Origin of the sequence: Janthinobacterium rivuli, from assembly GCF_029690045.1 — a bacterium.
GTDB classification, from domain to species: domain Bacteria; phylum Pseudomonadota; class Gammaproteobacteria; order Burkholderiales; family Burkholderiaceae_D; genus Janthinobacterium; species Janthinobacterium rivuli.
The window spans coordinates 5,481,433-5,499,912 of the sequence record NZ_CP121464.1; the positions used below are offsets into that span (position 1 = coordinate 5,481,433).

The following is an 18,480-nucleotide window of genomic DNA, read 5'->3' on the forward strand; positions in this document are numbered from 1 at the left end:
ACTACGCAAGCTGCGCAAAATTGGCCTGCACGAAATCGATGAAGGTGCGCAGCGGCGCAGGCAGATGGCGCCGGCCCGCATAGTATAAAAACGGGCCGGGAAAGGGCATCGCCCAGTCTTCCAGCACGGGCTGCAGCTGGCCCGCATCGATATACGGCTGCAGCCACTCTTCAAACAGATACACGAGGCCATGGCCGGCGATGGCCATGCTGACCGCAAAATCAGCCGCCGTCGGCGTGACGATCACGGGGCCGTCCGGCTCCACGCTCACTTTTTGCCCGTCCCGTTCGAACTCCCATGGTGGCACCGCACCGCTGAGGAATTTTCCCAGCAGGCAGGCGTGCTGCAGCAGGTCGCGCGGATGCGCGGGCACGCCGCGCTGCGCCAGGTAGGACGGCGCGCCCGCCACCGCGAAGCGCTGCGTGCGCGGGCCGATCGGGATGGCGATCATGTCCTGCTCCAGCCTTTCGCCATAACGGATGCCCGCGTCGCAACCGCTGGCGACGACATCGACAAAATTATTATCGACCACCAGCTCGACCCTGATCTGCGGATAGGCGCGCAGGAACTGGTCGACCATGGGCTGCAAAAAGAAACGCGCCGCGTTGACCGGCACGTTCAGGCGCAAGGTGCCGCGCGGGCTGTCGCGCAAGTCGTTCAGCACGTCGAGCGCGCTGCTCACTTCCTCAAGCGCCGGGCGCAAGCGCGTCAGCAGCAGCGCACCGGCCGCCGTTGGCGTGACGCTGCGCGTCGTGCGTTCCAGCAGGCGGATGCCCAGTTGCTGCTCCAGCCGCCGCAGCGCCTCGCTCAAGGCGGACGCGGACTGTCCGCTGGCGCGCGCGGCCTGGCGAAAACCCCGGTGCCGGGCCACCAGGGCAAAGGCGGCCAGGTCGGCCATGGAAGGGCTGTCTGCATGCATGAGGAAAGCTTTCATTGTGCGTAAATGAGTACAGCCTGTGCTGGATTGACCCGATTATCATACAGCGCAATCAGCCTTACGATGGTGGCTCCTTACTCGACCACCACACAGGAGCTGCCATGCACACGTATTCCCCCGCCCGCGACCAATTCACGCCCGCCCATTGCGACATCGGATTCAACCGCCTCGGCTACGGCGCCATGCAACTGGCCGGCCCGCACGTCTGGGGGCCGCCGAAAGACCGCGCCGCCGCCGTCGCCGTGCTGCGCGAAGCCATCGAACTGGGCGTCAACCATATCGACACGTCGGACTTTTACGGCCCGCACGTCACCAACCAGATCATCCGCGAGGCGCTGCATCCCTATCGCGACGGCTTGACCATCGTTACCAAGATCGGCTTCGTGCGCGGCGCCGACCAGTCATGGCTGCCGGCCGCATCGCCACAGCAATTGCACAACGCCGTGCACGACAACCTGCGCAACCTGGGCCTGGACGTGCTCGACGTGGTCAACCTGCGCGCGCCGGGCATGGCCGGCCCGGACGGCTCGTCGCTTGCCGAACCGCTGGACACCTTGGTGCAGCTGCAGCGCGAAGGCCTGGTGCGCCATATCGGCCTGTCCAATGTCGATGCGGGCCAGGTGGCCGAGGCACAGCGCATCAGCCCCATCGTCTGCGTGCAGAACCACTACAACCTGGCGCACCGCGCGGACGATGCCCTGATCGACACCCTGGCCGCGCAAGGCATCGCCTATGTGCCCTTCTTCCCCCTGGGTGGCTTTTCGCCGCTGCAGTCCGACACCCTGAACCAGGTGGCGGCCGCCATGCAAGCGACGCCGATGCAGGTGGCGCTGGCCTGGCTGCTGCAACGCGCACCGAACATGCTGGTCATTCCCGGCACCTCGTCGGTGGCGCATCTGCGCGAAAACGTCGCGGCCGGCGCGCTCACGCTCGATGCACAGGCGCTGGAAGCATTGAGGTCGCTTGCAACTAAGTAGCGCACTATATATACTGTGCCCATGGATACCACCACCGCCCCCAACCCCTTGCACCAGGTGCCGCGCCTGGATGGCCAGCTGTGCTTTGCGCTGTACTCGACCTCGCTTGCCATGAACAAGCTGTACCGCAAACTGCTGCGCAAGCTCGGCCTCACCTATTCACAATACCTGGTAATGATGGTGCTGTGGGAACGCGACGGCTTGACGGTGTCGGAAGTGGGCGAGCGCCTGTTCCTCGACTCGGCCACCCTGACGCCCTTGCTCAAGCGCATGGAGCAATCGGGTTTGCTGACGCGCACGCGCGCCGCCAGCGACGAGCGCCAGGTCATCATTTCCCTCACGCAGCAGGGCGACCAGTTGCGCCACGAAGCGGCCCTGCTGCCCGAAGCGATCCTGACGGCCAGCCACTGCAGCGTGGAGCAGGTTGTGGACATGAAACAACAGCTGAACCAGTTGCGCGACAGCCTGATGAAAAGTGAGTAAAAGCCCCGCTTTCCCGAGCAAAATCAGGTAAAGCATTGCCTCGACGGCGCCAGGCAAAAGCTGGCGCAAAATCCACCTTTCTTTATTACAAATCGATACATGGATGGCCTCACCCTGCGTATAGAATAGTTGCCACTATTTCCTTACAACAACATCAGGGTGAATATGCGCATACCTTTCGGCTCCGTAGCCTCGCTGGCTCTCTGCTTTACCGTGTCGGCCTTCGCTGCCGAGCCATTCGACGACAAGTTCCGCCAGCTCGAAGAGGTGTTGCCCACCCCGAATACCTACCGCACCGCCTCCGGCGCGCCTGGCCACGCCTACTGGCAGCAGCGCGCCGACTACACGATCCGCGCCACCCTCGATGAAGCCAAACGCGAAATCGCCGGCAGCGGCACAATCACCTACCATAACCAGTCACCCGACACCCTTGGCTACCTGTGGGTGCAGCTGGACCAGAATATCTACAAGCCCGATTCCGATGCGCGCCGCATGGCCACGGCACCGTCGCGCCAGGCCTGGGCCAGGACGGCGGGCGAAGACACCATGAAATTCGAAGGCTTGCGCGGCATCCTGGCGCGCGGCGACTTCCAGGGCGGCTTCAATATCCGCGCCTTGAAAGGCGCCGATGGCCAGCCGTTGAAATATGTTGTGAACCGCACCATGATGCGCATCGACTTGCCGCAGCCATTGAAACCGGGCCAGGATTTCGTCTTCCAGATCGACTGGGATTACCGCATCAACGAACAGAAGGTGCTGGGCGGGCGCGCCGGCTATGAAGTCTTCGACGACAAGAACGCCCTGTTCGAAGTGGCGCAGTGGTTCCCGCGCATGGCGGCCTATTACGACGCGGCCGGCTGGCAGCACAAGCAGTTTCTCGGCTCCGGCGAATTCACCCTGGAGTTCGGCGACTACGACGTGCAGCTGACGGTGCCCGCCGACCATATCGTCGCCTCCACGGGCCAGCTGCAAAACCCGCAAGACGTGCTGTCGTCCGCACAGCGCGAGCGCCTGGAAAAAGCGCGCAGCAGCGACAAGCCCGTCGTCATCGTCACGCAAAAGGAAGCGGAAGCGGCCGAGAAAACAGTGAGCCGCGCGCAAAAGACGTGGCACTTCAAGGCGGCCAACGTGCGCGACTTCGCCTGGGCCTCGAGCCGCAAGTTCATCTGGGATGCGCAGGGCTACAAGAAAGGCGGCAGCGATGTGATGGCCATGTCCTTCTACCCGAAAGAGGGCAATCCGCTGTGGGAAAAGTACAGCACGCAAGCCATCGTGCACACGATAGAACAGTACAACAAGTACAGCATAGCCTACCCGTATCCGACGGCCATTTCCGTCAACGGCCCCGTGGGCGGCATGGAGTATCCGATGATCTCGTTCAACGGCCCCCGTCCCGTGAAAGACAAGAAGACGGGCGAGCTGACCTACTCGAAGCGCACCAAGTATGGCCTGATCGGCGTGATCATCCACGAGGTGGGCCACAACTACTACCCGATGATCATCAACTCGGACGAGCGCCAGTGGACGTGGATGGACGAAGGCCTCAACACCTTCGTGCAATACCTGGCGCAGCAGGCGTGGGAAGAAAACTACCCGGCCTCGCGCGGCGAGCCACGCGAAATCGTCGACTACATGCGTAGCCGGGACCAGGTGCCGATCATGACCAATTCGGAGTCCTTGCTGCAGTTCGGTAACAACGCCTACGCCAAGCCGGCGGCGGGACTGAACATCCTGCGCGAGACCATCCTCGGGCGCGAACTGTTCGACTACGCGTTCAAGGAATATGCGCAGCGCTGGAAGTTCAAGCGCCCCACGCCCGCCGACTTTTTCCGCACCATGGAAGACGCCTCCGGCACGGACCTGGACTGGTTCTGGCGCGGCTGGTTCTATACGACCGACCCGGTCGACATCAGCATCGACGGCATCAGCGAATACGGCGTGAGCTCGAAAGATCCGGCCACGGAAAAAGCGTGGAAAAAAGCGCAAAAGGAGGCCCAGCCGGAATCCGTCACGAGCCGCGCCAACAAGGGCATGCCGCGCCGGGTCGATGCGCATCCGGAACTGAAGGATTTCTACAACCAGCACGACGACTTCACGGTGACCAACAAGGACCGCAACGCCTATGCCGAAGCGCTGGCCAACCTGGAGCCGTGGGAAAAGGACTTGCTGAAACAGGGCAAGCATTTGTACCTGGTCGACCTGTCGAACGTGGGCGGTATGGTCATGCCCTTGATCCTCGAGATCGAACTGAAAAGCGGCAAGAAATACGTCGAGCGCGTACCGGCCGAAGTATGGCGCTATTCGCCGAAGAAAATCACCAAGGTCGTCATCACGGATGAACCGATGGTGGGACTGGTGCAGGACCCGTACTGGGAAACGGCCGACATCGACACGAGCAACAATAGCTGGCCGCGCAAGATCACGCCATCGCGCCTGGAGCTGTTCAAGAGCGAGAAGTCGCCCAAGGATAACCTGATGCGCGATTTTCATACGCCGCTGAAAGGCAAGAATGGCGGCTCGGCCAAGGGCGACGAGGCATGAAGCGCTGGCGCGCGCTCGCTTGCGCCACGCTGGCCTGCGCCAGCATGGCGGCCGGCGCCCACAATTTCCACATGGGCATCGCCGACATCAGTTATAACGCGGCCAGCGGCAGCACGGAAGTGGTGCACACCTACACGGGCCACGACGTCGAGGCGCTGCTGACGAACCTGTACCAGCGCCAGTTCGACCTGGGCCAGGAGGACAGCGAAGCGGCGCTGCGCCGCTATGTCGAAAAACAGTTTTACCTGGTGGGACCGGATGGCAAGCGATTGCGCCTGAACTGGGTCGGCATGAAAGTCAATGCCGACAATGTGGTCATCTTCCAGGAGATCGAACGCACGCGCCTGGCCCCCGCCACGCGCATCCACAATCAGTTGCTGATCGACTTCCTGCCCAGCCAGCGCAATACCCTCAACGTGCAGGACAGCGGCACGATCCAGACGCTGATTTTCGACCGCCAGAACACGGAACTGCCGATCCGTTAAGCCCCACTACATCCATGACGCCACGCTCTCTTCCCCTCATTCTCGCCGCCCTGTTTTCCGCCACCGCTGCCCATGCCGACGATATCTTTCAGCGCGTGCTGGTCGACGGTTCGCGCCTGAACCAGCTGGGCGTGGCCGATTCGGCCAACGCGGGCAGCGTCACGCAACAGCAGCTCGACGCGCGCACCAGCTACCGGCCCGGCGAATTGCTCGAAGCCGTGCCGGGGCTGATCGCCAGCCAGCATAGCGGCGAGGGCAAGGCCAACCAGTTCTACCTGCGCGGCTTCAACCTCGATCACGGCACGGACTTGCGCACCACCGTCGACGAGATGCCCGTCAACCAGCGCAGCCATGGCCACGGCCAGGGCTGGACGGACCTGAACTTTTTGATCCCCGAACTGGCCATGCGCCTCGATTACAGGAAGGGACCGTATTCGGCGGCGCAAGGCGATTTTTCCTCGGCCGGCGCGGCGTCCGTCGTCTATGCGAACCGCCTGACGCAGGGCGTCGCCAGCGCGGGCATCGGGCAAAACGGCTTTCGCCGCGCCCTGCTGGCCGATTCCAACGATGCGGGCGACGGCAGCCTGCTGTACGCGCTCGAAGCGCAGCATAACGATGGCCCCTTCACGCAGCCGGACCGCTACCGCAAGCTCAATGGCGTGCTGCGCTACAGCGAAGGCTATGCCAACAACGGCTTCAATGTCACGGCCATGGCGTATGACGCCAGCTGGAATGCCACCGACCAGATTGCGCTGCGCGCCGTGCAGGACGGCACCCTGGGCCGCTTCGACGCCATCGATGCCAGCGATGGCGGCAAGGCGCAGCGCTACAGCCTGTCGGGAGCCTGGCGCCAGACAACGGACGACATGTCGTCCAGGGTCAGCGCGTATGTGATCGCCAACCGCCTGGCCCTGTTCTCGAATTTTACGTATGCGATGGACGACCCCGATAACGGCGACCAGTTCGCCCAGCCCGACCGGCGCGTGACGTCCGGCGTCAACGCCAGCCACACCTGGCACCGCCACACGGACAGGGGCAGCAGCGACACCACCATCGGCCTGCAGCTACAGAACGACAATATCCACAATGGCCTGTACAACACGCGGCAGCGGCAGATCCTGTCGACCACGCGGCAAGACCATATCGTCGAATCGAGCCTCGGCGTGTATGCCGAAAACAGCACGCGCTGGTCGCGCTGGCTGCGCACCGTGGCCGGCCTGCGCGCGGACGCCTACCGCTTCGACGTGCGCAGCGACCGCGCCGCCAATTCGGGCAAGGCCAGCGACCATTTGTTCAGCCCCAGCCTGAGCGTGATCGCGGGACCGTGGCGCGATACGGAAGCGTATCTCAACATCGGCAATGGCTTTCACAGCAACGACGCGCGCGGCACGACGATCACGGTCGATCCGAAATCGGGCGAAGCGGCCGACAAGGTCACGCCCCTGGCGCGCTCGCGCGGACTGGAACTGGGCTTGCGCAGCGCCGCCATCGCCGGCCTGCAAACGTCGCTGTCGCTGTACCGCCTGGACTTCGATTCCGAACTGCTGTTCATCGGCGACGCCGGCGCCACCGAAGCGGGCCGCCCCAGCCGCCGCTACGGCATCGAGTTTTCCAGCTACTACAAGGCGGCCAGCTGGATGTCGCTGGACCTGGACCTCGCGTATGCGCGCGCGCGTTCGCGTGGCAGCGATCCGGCGGGCGACTTCATACCCGGCGCCATCGAAGGCGTGGCCCAGCTGGCCATGACTGTGACGCCATCGGGGCCGTGGTCGGGTTCCTTGCGCCTGCGCTACTTCGGCCCACGCCCGCTGGTGGAGGACAACAGCGTGCGCTCGTCGGCCAGCGTGGGCTTGAACGGGCGCATCGCCTACCGGATCGACAAGACCTTGCGCGTGGAGGTCGAAGGCTACAACCTGGCCAACCGGCGCGACTCGGCCATCGACTATTACTATGCCTCGCGCCTGCCCAGCGAGGCGCAGCCCGTCGACGATATCCACTTCCATCCGGTGGAATCGCGCTCGCTGCGCCTGACCCTGGTAAAGAATTTTTAACTCAACAAGAATAATTCCTGTCGCACTGCACAGGAAACGCCGCGAAGTCGTAGAATGCCAGGCTGGATAAACTGAGACAGGCCGCGTTGCGGCCGCACCGCCATGAGCACTTCCGCACCGATCTTTACCGACCCGTCCCACGTCAAGGAAGCCTTGCGCGATGACGGCTATGCCGTCCTGCGCCCGCAGGACGTGGCCGCGCTGGCAGGCTGTCCGCTGGACGCATTGCGCGCGCTGGAACCAAGCTGGAATACCCTGGCGCTGGACAATTACCTCAAGGATGGCGGCCGCTATCGCCGCCGGCGCCACTCGTGCTTCGTGCAGGATGGCGAGCGCCTGACGCAGACGGCGCACCGTCCGCATTGGCAACCGGTGGAATACAACGCCCTGCACGGCGGCATGCACCGCCTGTTCGAACCGGTCGAAGCGGCTATCGTCGCGCAAGCGGCCTGGCAGCAGCTGATCCGCGCGCTGGGCGACGCCTGCTCGCAGGTCAAGGGCAGCCAGCCCTGGTTCATTGAGGCGCACCAGTTCCGCATCGATACGACCGATGGCATCGGCCGGCCCACGCCGGAAGGCGCGCACCGCGACGGTGTCGATTTCGTCGCCGTGCTGCTGATCGGGCGCGAACAGGTCAAGGGCGGCGAGACGCGCATCTTCGAAGCGGACGGCCCCAACGGCAAGCGCTTTACCCTGACCGAACCGTGGTCGCTGCTGCTGCTCGATGACGCTGCCGTGATCCATGAATCGACGCCGATCCAGCCCGTCGGCGACCACGGACACCGCGATACGCTCGTGCTGACCTATCGCGCAGGCCAGTTCCAGGGCGAAAACTGACAAGCGGCCACAGCATTCCCTGTGGCCAAAATAGTTACTTGGAAGTTACTTTTGCAGACCTAAATCCGATATAGTCATACGATGTCGATATTGCGCGCTCACGGCGCCCAGCATCACCACACTGAAATCCTAGGAGAGGTCTGTGGACTCCAACAACCAAATCAAGCCTGACGAAATCGAGATCCTGATCGTCGAGGATAGCCCGACCCAGGCGGAGCGCTTGCGCCGCCTGATCCAGTCACTGCACTATAACGCGCGCGTGGCGGCGAACGGCCAGCTGGCCCTGGCCGCCATCCGCGAGCGCAAGCCGCACCTGGTGCTGTCCGATATCGTCATGCCTGAAATGAATGGCTACGACCTGTGCCGCGCCATCAAGTCCGATCCGACCCTGCGCGACATTCCCGTGATCCTCGTCACCTCGCTCAACGACCCGAAGGACATCATCCGCGGCATCGAGTGCGGCGCCGACAATTTCATCCGCAAGCCCTATGCGGAAGACTACCTGCTCAACCGCATCAGCCACATGCTGATGAACCAGAAGCTGCGCAAGAACCAGAATGTGGAAATCGGCATCGCCCTGTACCTGGGCGACCAGAAGCATTTCATCAATGCGGAACGCCAGCAAATCCTCGACCTGCTGATCTCGACCTATGAACAGGCGGTGCAGGTCAACGGCGAACTGCAGGCGCGCGAACGCCAGGTGATCGAGCTGAACATGCGCCTGGCGCACCATGCGGCCGAACTGGAAACCATCAACCGCGAAATCGCCCTGAAAAACCTGGAACTGGCCGAGGCGAGCCGAATGAAGTCGGCCTTCATCGCCAACATGTCGCATGAACTGCGCACGCCGCTCAACGCCATCATCGGGTTTACCGGCGCGCTGCTGATGAAACTGCCCGGCCCCCTGACGTCGGACCAGGACAAGCAGCTCAATACCATCCGCGCCAGCGCGCGTCATTTGCTCTCGCTGATCAACGACATCCTGGACGTGGCCAAGATCGAAGCGGGCAAGCTGACCCTGTCGATCGAACCCGTGCACTGCCAGGAGCTGATGGCCGACGTGGCCGACACCCTGCGCCCCCTGGCCCAGCAAAAGGGCCTGGCGCTGGAACTCGAACTGGGCGAGCCGGGCCAATCTCCCGCCATCATCGACACGGACCGCCGCGCGCTGACGCAAATCCTCATCAACCTGCTCAACAACGCCATCAAGTTCACGGAACAGGGCACGGTGCGCATCAGCCTGTCCCAGCGCGACGAGGACGGCGTGCAGGTGACGGAAATGAGCATCGCCGACAGCGGCGCCGGCATCAAGGAAGAAGACCAGGCCAAGCTGTTCCAGGCCTTCTCGCAGCTCGATTCCACCTCCACGCGCCACGTGGAAGGCGCGGGACTGGGCCTGTACCTGTGCCAGAACCTGGCCAACGCCATCGGCGGCGCCCTGTTCTTCAACAGCGACTACGGCTCCGGCAGCACGTTTACACTGGCCCTGCGCAGCAAGGCCTGAGCTGCTGTGCGCCGCAGCATGGAACACCGGCTTTTTGCCATCGAAAAGAGACCGATACAGTAGTTCTACGGTATTGCACTGCACCATTTTCAGCGCTATAGTAGAACTGTCTCCTCCAATTCGTTCTCCGAACATTGGATTCAGCCCGCGAATACAACCGCGGGCTTTTTTTTGCCTGCGTTTTTCATTATCTTCATCCTTTCTTAACTAAATCAAGCGGCTTAGTTATATCAATCGTTTGAGATATATGATTAAATCTCCGGCATGATTGAAAAAACCGCCATCCCCACTTCCCACGCCGACGATGGGCGTAAGCCCCGTTCCGACGGCGAACAGTCGCGCGAGCGGCTGCTGCATAGCGCCATCCGCCTGTTCGCCGAACAGGGCTACGCCAAGACCTCCACGCGTGAACTGGCGCAGGCGGCCGGCACCAACGCAGCGGCCATCAGCTATTATTTTGGCGACAAGGCGGGACTGTACCGCGCCGCCTTTGCGCAGCAGTCAGCCGACCCGCAAGACAATATCGCCCTGTTCGACCAGCCGCATTTCACCCTGCGCCAAAGCCTGGAAGGCTTTTATGCGCAACTGCTCGCTCCCATGCAGCAGGGCGACATCGCGCGCGACTGCATGCGCCTGTGGTGCCGCGAAATGCTCGAACCGACCGGCCTGTGGGCGCGCGAGATCGACCAGAACATCCGCCCCGAACATGAAGCGCTGACCAGCGTGCTGGCGCGCCACCTGGGTGCGCCCGACAACAGCGACGACATGCACCGGCTGGCGTTTTCCATCGCCTCGCTGGCCCTGCAGCACATGGTCGGCACCGAGGTGCTGCAAACCTTGCGCCCGCAATTGCTGGAATCGCCGCAGGCCATCGACACCTGGCTGGCGCGCCTGACCGACTACGCGCTGGCCATGGCCGACGTGGAGCGCCGGCACCTGGCCATGCCTCCCTCACTCTCTATACCTCAACGACAAGCAGAAGGACCAGCATGACGACTATTCGATGCACCGTTCAACGCGTCCTGGCCGCCAGCGTCGTGCTGGCGCTGGGCGGTTGCGCCCTGCAGGGGCCGCCCGCAGCGGTGGCCGCCAGCGCGCCCGCGCAGTGGCAGGCGCCGCTGCCGCACAACGGCAAGCTGACGGACCTGGCCAGCTGGTGGCAGGGCCAGGGCGACAGCCTGCTGGTGGAATTGATCAGCGATGCGCAACAGGTCAGCCCGACCATCGCCGCCGCTGGCACGCGCATCGTGCAGGCGCGCGCGGACCGCATCGCCAGCGGCGCCGCGCTGGCGCCCACCCTGGACGCGACGGGCAGCGTGGTGCGCACCAGCCAGCAATCGGCGCAACCGGGCGGCACCACCTCGCAGGCAGCCTTGCAGGCATCGTGGGAAATCGACGTCTTCGGCGCCAACCGCGCCACGCGCGACGCGGCGCAGGAGCGCTACGACAGCGCCCGCGCGCTCTGGCATGAAGCGCGCGTCTCGGTGGCCGCCGAAGTGGCGAACCAGTACTACGCCTTGCGCACCTGCCAGCAATTGCAGGCCGTGTCCGAACAGGATGCCGTCTCGCGCCGCGACTCGGCGCGCCTGACGGAACTGAGCGCCGGCGCCGGCTTCCAGCCGCCCGCCAACGCCGCCCTGGCCCGCGCCAGCGCGGCCGAAGGCGCCAGCCGAGCCATCGAACAACGGGCCGCCTGCGACGTGAATGTCAAGGCGCTGGTGGCCCTGTCGGCCATGCCGGAAGCGTCGCTGCGCCAGAAGCTGGCGGCCAGCCCCGCCATCCTGCCTTCGCCCGTGGCGATTGCGGAACTGCCGGCGCAAACCCTGGGCCAGCGGCCCGACATCTACAGCGCCGAACGCGAAGTGGCGGCCGCCAGCTTCGAAGTGCGCGGCGCGCAGGCGCAGCGCTACCCGCGCCTGAGCCTTGCCGGCTCCATCGGCAAGGGCAATATCCGCGCCGGCGGCACCAGCATCACGGCCAGCACCTGGAGCATCGGCCCGCTGGCCGTCAGCCTGCCCATCTTCGACGGCGGCACCCGCCGCGCGCAGATCGACGCGGCCACGGCGCGCTACGACGAAGCCGTGGTGAAATACCGCGCCGGCGTGCGCCAGGCCGTGCGCGAAGTGGAAGAGGCATTGGTCAACCTGGCCAGCACGGACGCGCGCAGCGAGCATGCGAAAACGGCCCTGGAAGGCTACCGCGTGTCGTTCGTCGCCACCGAGGACCGCTACAAGAATGGCCTGGCCAGCCTGATCGAACTGGAAGACGCACGCCGCACGCGCCTGGCCGCCGAAAACACGGTGGTCAATCTCGAGCGCGAACGCAGCGCCGCCTGGGTGGCGCTGTACCGCGCCGCCGGCGGCGGCTGGAGCAGCAGCGCCATCGCCAACAACGCCCCCTGACGGATACGACAACATGAAAAAAATGACCTTGAAACCGATGGCGCTCGCCCTTGCTGCCCTTTGCGTAATGCTGGGCGCCGGCGTGGCCCTGTACTCCCCTTCCTCCACCGCGGCGGACGACGCCAAGGATAAAAACGCAGCGCAAAAACCGGCCCTCACCGTCACCACGGCCAAGCCGCAAACGGCCAGCCTGCCCATCAAACTGCAGGCCAACGGCAACGTGGCCGCCTGGCAGGAAGCCGTCATCGGCAGCGAATCGAACGGCTTGCGCCTGACCGACGTGCGCGTGAATGTCGGCGACGTCGTGCGCGCCGGCCAGGTGCTGGCCGTGTTCTCGAACGACACGGTGAACGCCGACGTGGCCCAGGCAAAAGCCGCCGTGCTGGAAGCGGAAGCGAATGCGCTTGAGGCCGCCGCCAACGCGCAGCGCGCCCGCTCGCTGCAAAGCACGGGCGCCATCAGCGCGCAGCAGATCAGCCAGTACCTGACGGCTGAGCAGACGGCCAATGCGCGCATCGCGTCGGCCAAGGCGCAGCTGGCGTCGCAGCAGCTGCGCCTGAAATACACGCAGGTGGTGGCGCCCGACAGCGGCATCATCTCTTCGCGCTCGGCCACGGTCGGTTCGGTGGTGGGCGCCGGCACGGAGCTGTTCCGCATGATCCGCCAGGGCCGCCTCGAATGGCGCGCCGAAGTGACGGCCACCGAGCTGCTGAATCTGAAACCGGGCACCCTGGCGCAAGTGAAGGCGGCCAATGGCAGCGTCTTGACAGGCAAGGTGCGCATGATCGCCCCCACCGTCGATCCACAGACGCGCTCCGCCCTCGTGTATGTCGACCTGCCGGCCAGCACGGGCACGAATGCGCCGTTCAAGGCCGGCATGTACGCCAGCGGCGAATTTGAACTCGGTACCTCGGGCGCGCTGACGGTGCCGCAGCAGGCGATCGCCGTGCGCGATGGCTTCAGTTATGTCTTCCGCCTCAATGCCGACCAGCGGGTCAGCCAGATCAAGGTGCAGGCCGGACGGCGCCTGAGCGACCGCATTGAAGTCCTGGGCGGCATCACGGCCGACACGACGATTGTCGTCAGCGGCGCCGGCTTCCTCAATGACGGCGATCTGGTACGGAATGTACAGGCACCGGCAGCAGCCAAGCCGGCCGCAGTGAAAAAATAAGGAGAGGCCATGAATTTTTCCTCCCTCTCGATCAAGAATCCGATCCCGGCCATCATGCTGTTCGTGCTGCTGACCCTGGCCGGTCTGCTGGCCTACAAGGCCAATCCGGTGCAGGATTTCCCCGACATCGAACTGCCCATCGTCACCGTCAGCGCGGTGCTGCCCGGCGCCGCGCCGGCCCAGCTGGAAACGGAAGTGGCGCGCAAGATCGAAGACTCCGTCGCCACCTTGCAAGGCGTGAAAAACATCTACACCAAGGTGCTCGATGGCGTCGTCACGGTGACCGTCGAATTCATCCTGGAAAAGCAGATCGCCGAAGCCGTCAACGATGTGCGCGACGCCGTCGCCCGCGTGAAAGCGGACATGCCGGCCGAGCTGCGCGACCCCACCGTCACCAAGGCTTCCACCGCCGGCAGGGTCGTGCTGACCTTTATCGCCACGGCCAAACCCGGTGTCGATAATCCGCTCGATGCGCCCGACCTGTCCTGGTTCGTCGACAACACGGTGGCCAAGCGCCTCCTGACCGTGCCCGGCGTGGGCGCCGTCACCCGTGTCGGCGGCGTGTACCGCGAGATCCAGGTGGAACTCGACGAGGCGCGCATGGCCGCATTGAAGGTGTCGGCTCTCGACGTCTCGCGCCAGCTGCGCCTGGTGCAGCGCGAAGCGCCTGGCGGCCGGGGCGACATCAGCGGCGCCGAGCAGTCGGTGCGCACCATCGCCACCGTGAAAACGGCCGATGAACTGTCGCGCGTCGAAGTGCCGCTGCCGGACGGGCGCCATGTGCGCCTGGACCAGGTCGCCACCGTGCGCGACACGATCGCCGAACCGCGCGCGCTGGCCGAGCAGGATGGCAAGACGGTCGTCGCCTTTGAAGTATTCCGCACCAAGGGCGCCAGCGAAGTGGCCGTCGCCAAGGGCGCGCGCGACGCCATCGCCGACCTGCAGAAGGAAAACCCGAACGTGGTGCTGCAGCAGTCGATCGACAATGCCTTCCCCGTCGAGGAAAACTTCGACGGCTCGATGGAGCTGCTGTACGAAGGCGCGCTGCTGGCCGTGCTGGTGGTGTGGTGGTTCCTGCGCGACTGGCGCGCCACCCTGGTGGCCGCGGCCGCCCTGCCCCTGTCCGTGATGCCGGCCTTCCTCGGCATCTACTGGTTCGGCTACACGCTCAATACCGTCACCCTGCTGTCGCTGGCCCTCGTCGTCGGCGTGCTGGTCGACGATGCCATCGTGGAAATCGAAAACATCGAGCGCCATCTGCGCATGGGCAAGTCGCCGATGGAAGCGGCCATGGAAGCGGCCGATGAAATCGGCATGGCGGTCATCGCCACCACCTTCGCGCTGGTGGCCGTGTTCCTGCCGACAGCCTTCATGAGCGGCATTCCCGGCCTGTTCTTCAAGCAGTTCGGCTGGACGGCCGTGCTGGCCGTGCTGGCGTCCCTGGTGGTAGCGCGGTTGCTCACGCCAATGATGGCCGCCTACATATTGAAACCGCTGCCGCACAAGGAAGAGCAGGATGGCTGGCTGATGACGCGCTATCTGACGGTCATGCGCTGGTGCCTGAACCACCGCGGCATCACGGCCATCGCCGCTGCCCTGTTCTTTGTCGGCGCCATCGCGCTCGTGCCGCTGCTGCCGACCGGTTTCGTGCCGGCCGCCGACCGCGCACAGACGCAGATCAACCTGGAACTGCCGCCCGGCTCCACCCTGGGCGAAACGCAGGCCGTGGCAGCCCTGGCACGCGATGCGGCCATGCGCACGCCTGGCATCCAGGGCGTCTTCAGTTCGATAGGCGGCGGCTCCAGCGGCGACGCCTTCGCCCCCGGCGCGGCAGCCGAGGCGCGCCGCGCCGTGCTGACCCTGACCACCGTGCACCGCACCGAGCGCAAGGAATCGATGGCGGACCTGGAAACGCAGTTGCGCAACAAGCTCGATACCATCCCCGGCGCCCGCTTCACGGTGGGACCGCCCGACACGGGCGTCAAGATGCAGCTGGTGCTGCGTTCGGAAGACCCGGTGGCACTGATGGCGGCAGCGCAAAAGGTCGAGCGCGAGCTGCGCGGCCTGAAAGGCATCGGCAACGTCAATTCCAGCGCCTCGCTGGTGCGCCCGGAAATCATCGTGCGTCCTGATTTCGCCAAGGCGGCCGACCTGGGCGTGACGGCGGCAGCCATCGGCGAAACCGTGCGCGTGGCCACGGCCGGCGACTACGACACGGACCTGACGAAAATGAACCTGCCCGAGCGGCAAGTGCCGATCCGCGTCAAGCTGCCCAACAGCGTGCGCGCCGACCTGGCCGCCATCGAGCGCCTGACCGTGCCCGGCAAGAATGGCCCGGTGCGCCTGGCGAACGTGGCCACGGTGACGATGGAAAGCGGCCCGGCGCAGATCGACCGCTTGAACCGCAGCCGCAACGTGACCCTCGACGTGGAACTCGGCTCGCGCACCCTCGGTGAATTGAACGTGGAAGCGCGCGCGCTGCCGTCGATGAAGAATTTGCCGCCATCCGTGAAGATCGCCGAACTGGGCGACGCGCAGGAGATGGCCTCGCTGTTCGCCAGCTTCGGCCTGGCCATGCTGATCGGCGTGCTGTGCATCTACTGCGTGCTGGTGCTGCTGTTCAAGGACTTCATGCAGCCGGTGACCATCCTGGCGGCGCTGCCGCTGTCGATCGGCGGCGCCTTCGTGGCGCTCTTGATCACGGGCAGCGCCCTGTCGATGCCGTCGATGATCGGCCTGATCATGCTGATGGGGATCGTCACCAAGAACTCGATCCTGCTGGTCGACTATGCGATCCTGGCACGCCAGGCGGGCATGAACCGCTTCGATGCGCTGGTCGACGCCTGCCACAAGCGCAGCCGTCCCATCCTGATGACGACGATTGCCATGGGCGCCGGCATGATGCCGCTGGCGCTGGGCTGGGGCGCCGACCCCAGCTTCCGTTCGCCGATGGCCATCACCGTCATCGGCGGCCTGATCACCTCGACCTTATTGAGCCTGCTGGTGGTGCCGGCCGTGTTCACCTACATCGACGACCTGGAGCACCTGCTCAAGCGCGGCATGGCGAAACTGCGCCGCCAGAAGGCGCCGCCGCGGCGCGATGACAAGGTGGCGCTGGAAAAATAAGCGCCGCCATTGTTTGCAAAATCGCCCCCTGCGGGCAAGGAAGCGAGGGATCGGCCGCCAGGCCGCGCTCCCTCGCTGCCATCTATCTGGCATACTGCGCCCATTCTCCATGAACGCAATCTGCCCTGCCTATGAATTACCGTACCCCGCTCGTCCTGCTGATGGTATCCGCGCTGCTCGGCGCCTGCTCGGACAAGACCGCCCCCGCCAGCGCCGACCTGGCAGCTGACGTGGTCACCGAAGTCCCCGCTGCCGCTGCCGCAGCAGACACCGCATCGGCCGAACACGTGCCGCCACCGGCCGCCACCGCCCCCAGGGCGGAAGCGATGAACACGCCGCAGGCGCGCGAGCGCGAGGTGGGCATGATGCGCGCCGTCTTCGGCAAGGACTACCGCAGCGACAGCGACGATGCGCTGGCCGACCTGTCCGATCCCGATAACCACGTCGACAAACTCAGTTACGTGGTCAGCGCCGTCAGCCACAAGCTGCTGCCCGATGGCCGCGCCATCCTGGTGGCGAATGCGGAAACGGCCAACACGGAAGGCACGGCCGAATCGGCGCATGCCTCGCCCGGACTGTTGAACGTGTTTTTCCTGGCGCCCAAGGGTCAGCCGGAAGACGGTCAGTGGCAAGTTGTGAAACGCCTGGAAAACATCGCCGGCCTCGGATCGTCGGGGCAGCTCGGCGAAGTCCACTGGGTCATGCTGGGCGCGGACAAGTCGGGACTGGCGATCCGCCATGGCTATACGGGCCAGGGTTACACCATCACGCAACTGGCCCTGTTTGAAATCGGCGACGGCAAGGTCACCGCACTCGATGGCGGCATCGACCTGTACTCGGACAATATGGGCGCCTGCGGGCCTGAGATGGACGAGTGCTGGATGGTCAAGGGGAACTGGCGCTTCGCGCCGGCGCGCAATGGCGGCGCCTACGACGACTTGCTGATCGATTTCAAGGGCGCCTCCGAAAAGATCAAGCCCGGCGTCACGGTCAAGCCGGACGAAGACCCGCCGCGCATCGCCACGCCCCTGAACGGCCACGCGCGCTATGGCTTCGATGGCAAGGGATACAAACTAGTCGAGGGCAAGAACCCGGTGCCTGGCGTCTAATCGGGTCAGACCCGCCGGGTCTGACCCCACGCAAGCCAGCTACCTGCGCGCCTTCTCCAGGCGCACCAGCAGCGGCGCATACATGGCACGCGTATGGCTGCTCCAGCGAGCCATGGCGCTGTCGATATCGAGCAGCAGGCGGTCCGACAATACCTTGTCGCCCTGCTGCAGCGCCCAGATCGCGCACTCGGCTCGGCACTCGAAGCTGTTGTAGCGCGTCAGCGCGTCGTCGAATTCCGCCTTCGCTTCCACCTGGCGCCCGCTTTGCGCCAGCGCGCGCGCCGTCAGCAGCGACACCATCTCGGGACGAAATTGGATATCCGTGCGGCGGATGAATTCCAGGTGCGTCAGCGCTTCGGCGCCCCGTTCGCATTCCAGGTAGGCGCGCGCCGCGCCGAGGCGAATTTCCAGATCCGATGCAAACGCTCCCTGCAGGCAGGCTTCGTACGTCGATGCCGCTTCCTGCGCATCGCCCGCTTCCAGCTGCGCGCTGGCCAGGCGCATCTGGTTTTGCGCCGTCGGCGTGTACTCGAAGGCCGCTTTCGCCTCGCGCAATTCGCGGTTCGGATCGAGCACCTGCACAGCCACCGACGCGACCTTGCGCGCGCCTTGCGGCAGGCGCGAATTGGGCAGGTAGATGGCGAAGAAATACACCACGCTGCCCAGCAGCGGGAACATGAATAAAATGAGCAGCCAGTACAGCTGCTGCCCGTTGCGCACCACGTGGATCGCAAAAAATACCGCGATCAGGATGTGGATGCCTATGCCAAAAATTGTCATGCTGCGACCTCGTTCGTGATGGGAGCAGCCGACACCATGCCGCCGCTTTCCCTGCTCAGAATATTACACTGGCCGCG

The 18,480-nt window shown here is 64.7% G+C and carries 14 protein-coding genes; 12 read left to right on the top strand and 2 right to left on the bottom strand.

What is annotated here, in order from left to right; genetic code table 11:
- Position 1: 1 nt before the first annotated feature.
- Complete coding sequence (locus tag P9875_RS24875) at positions 2-919, bottom strand: LysR family transcriptional regulator (protein ID WP_278316879.1); 918 nt, start codon at positions 917-919, stop codon at positions 2-4.
- A 119-nt stretch (positions 920-1,038) separates the two neighbouring features.
- Between P9875_RS24875 and P9875_RS24880 the strand changes: the two genes are divergently transcribed.
- The 12 genes from P9875_RS24880 (at position 1,039) to P9875_RS24935 (ending at position 17,623) form a co-directional block, all read left to right on the top strand.
- Complete coding sequence (locus P9875_RS24880) at positions 1,039-1,914, top strand: aldo/keto reductase family oxidoreductase (protein WP_278316880.1); 876 nt, start codon at positions 1,039-1,041, stop codon at positions 1,912-1,914.
- Positions 1,915-1,935: 21 nt separating this feature from the next.
- Positions 1,936-2,397: a MarR family winged helix-turn-helix transcriptional regulator gene (locus P9875_RS24885; RefSeq protein WP_035821698.1), complete on the top strand. Its 462-nt coding sequence runs from the start codon at positions 1,936-1,938 to the stop codon at positions 2,395-2,397.
- 165 nt (positions 2,398-2,562) lie between these two features.
- The gene (locus P9875_RS24890; protein ID WP_278316881.1) at positions 2,563-4,938 is read left to right on the top strand and encodes a M1 family metallopeptidase; all 2,376 of its coding nucleotides are present in this window, start codon (positions 2,563-2,565) and stop codon (positions 4,936-4,938) included.
- Positions 4,935-5,423 carry a DUF6702 family protein gene (locus tag P9875_RS24895; protein ID WP_278316882.1) on the top strand — a complete coding sequence of 163 codons (489 nt, stop codon included), beginning with the start codon at positions 4,935-4,937 and terminating at the stop codon, positions 5,421-5,423. The genes P9875_RS24890 and P9875_RS24895 overlap by 4 nt, the downstream gene beginning before the upstream one ends.
- A 14-nt stretch (positions 5,424-5,437) precedes the next feature.
- The gene (locus tag P9875_RS24900) at positions 5,438-7,474 is read left to right on the top strand and encodes a TonB-dependent receptor (protein ID WP_278316883.1); all 2,037 of its coding nucleotides are present in this window, start codon (positions 5,438-5,440) and stop codon (positions 7,472-7,474) included.
- 102 nt (positions 7,475-7,576) lie between these two features.
- Positions 7,577-8,311: a 2OG-Fe dioxygenase family protein gene (locus tag P9875_RS24905; RefSeq protein ID WP_278316884.1), complete on the top strand. Its 735-nt coding sequence runs from the start codon at positions 7,577-7,579 to the stop codon at positions 8,309-8,311.
- Between the two features lie 142 nt (positions 8,312-8,453).
- On the top strand, positions 8,454-9,815 hold the full coding sequence (locus tag P9875_RS24910) for a hybrid sensor histidine kinase/response regulator (protein WP_035821709.1): 1,362 nt from the start codon (positions 8,454-8,456) through the stop codon (positions 9,813-9,815).
- A 264-nt stretch (positions 9,816-10,079) separates the two neighbouring features.
- Positions 10,080-10,808: a CerR family C-terminal domain-containing protein gene (locus P9875_RS24915; RefSeq protein ID WP_278316885.1), complete on the top strand. Its 729-nt coding sequence runs from the start codon at positions 10,080-10,082 to the stop codon at positions 10,806-10,808.
- On the top strand, positions 10,805-12,217 hold the full coding sequence (locus P9875_RS24920) for an efflux transporter outer membrane subunit (protein ID WP_278316886.1): 1,413 nt from the start codon (positions 10,805-10,807) through the stop codon (positions 12,215-12,217). Before P9875_RS24915 ends, P9875_RS24920 begins: the two co-directional genes overlap by 4 nt.
- A gap of 13 nt (positions 12,218-12,230) precedes the next feature.
- Positions 12,231-13,388 (top strand): efflux RND transporter periplasmic adaptor subunit, encoded by a 1,158-nt coding sequence (locus P9875_RS24925; protein ID WP_278316887.1) that lies wholly within the window; start codon positions 12,231-12,233, stop codon positions 13,386-13,388.
- Positions 13,389-13,397: 9 nt separating this feature from the next.
- Positions 13,398-16,514 (top strand): efflux RND transporter permease subunit, encoded by a 3,117-nt coding sequence (locus P9875_RS24930; RefSeq protein ID WP_278316888.1) that lies wholly within the window; start codon positions 13,398-13,400, stop codon positions 16,512-16,514.
- Between the two features lie 131 nt (positions 16,515-16,645).
- The gene (locus P9875_RS24935) at positions 16,646-17,623 is read left to right on the top strand and encodes a hypothetical protein (protein WP_278316889.1); all 978 of its coding nucleotides are present in this window, start codon (positions 16,646-16,648) and stop codon (positions 17,621-17,623) included.
- 39 nt (positions 17,624-17,662) lie between these two features.
- Here P9875_RS24935 and P9875_RS24940 read toward each other — a convergent pair whose 3' ends face one another.
- Positions 17,663-18,403 carry a tetratricopeptide repeat protein gene (locus tag P9875_RS24940; protein ID WP_035821719.1) on the bottom strand — a complete coding sequence of 247 codons (741 nt, stop codon included), beginning with the start codon at positions 18,401-18,403 and terminating at the stop codon, positions 17,663-17,665.
- Positions 18,404-18,480 lie beyond the last annotated feature (77 nt).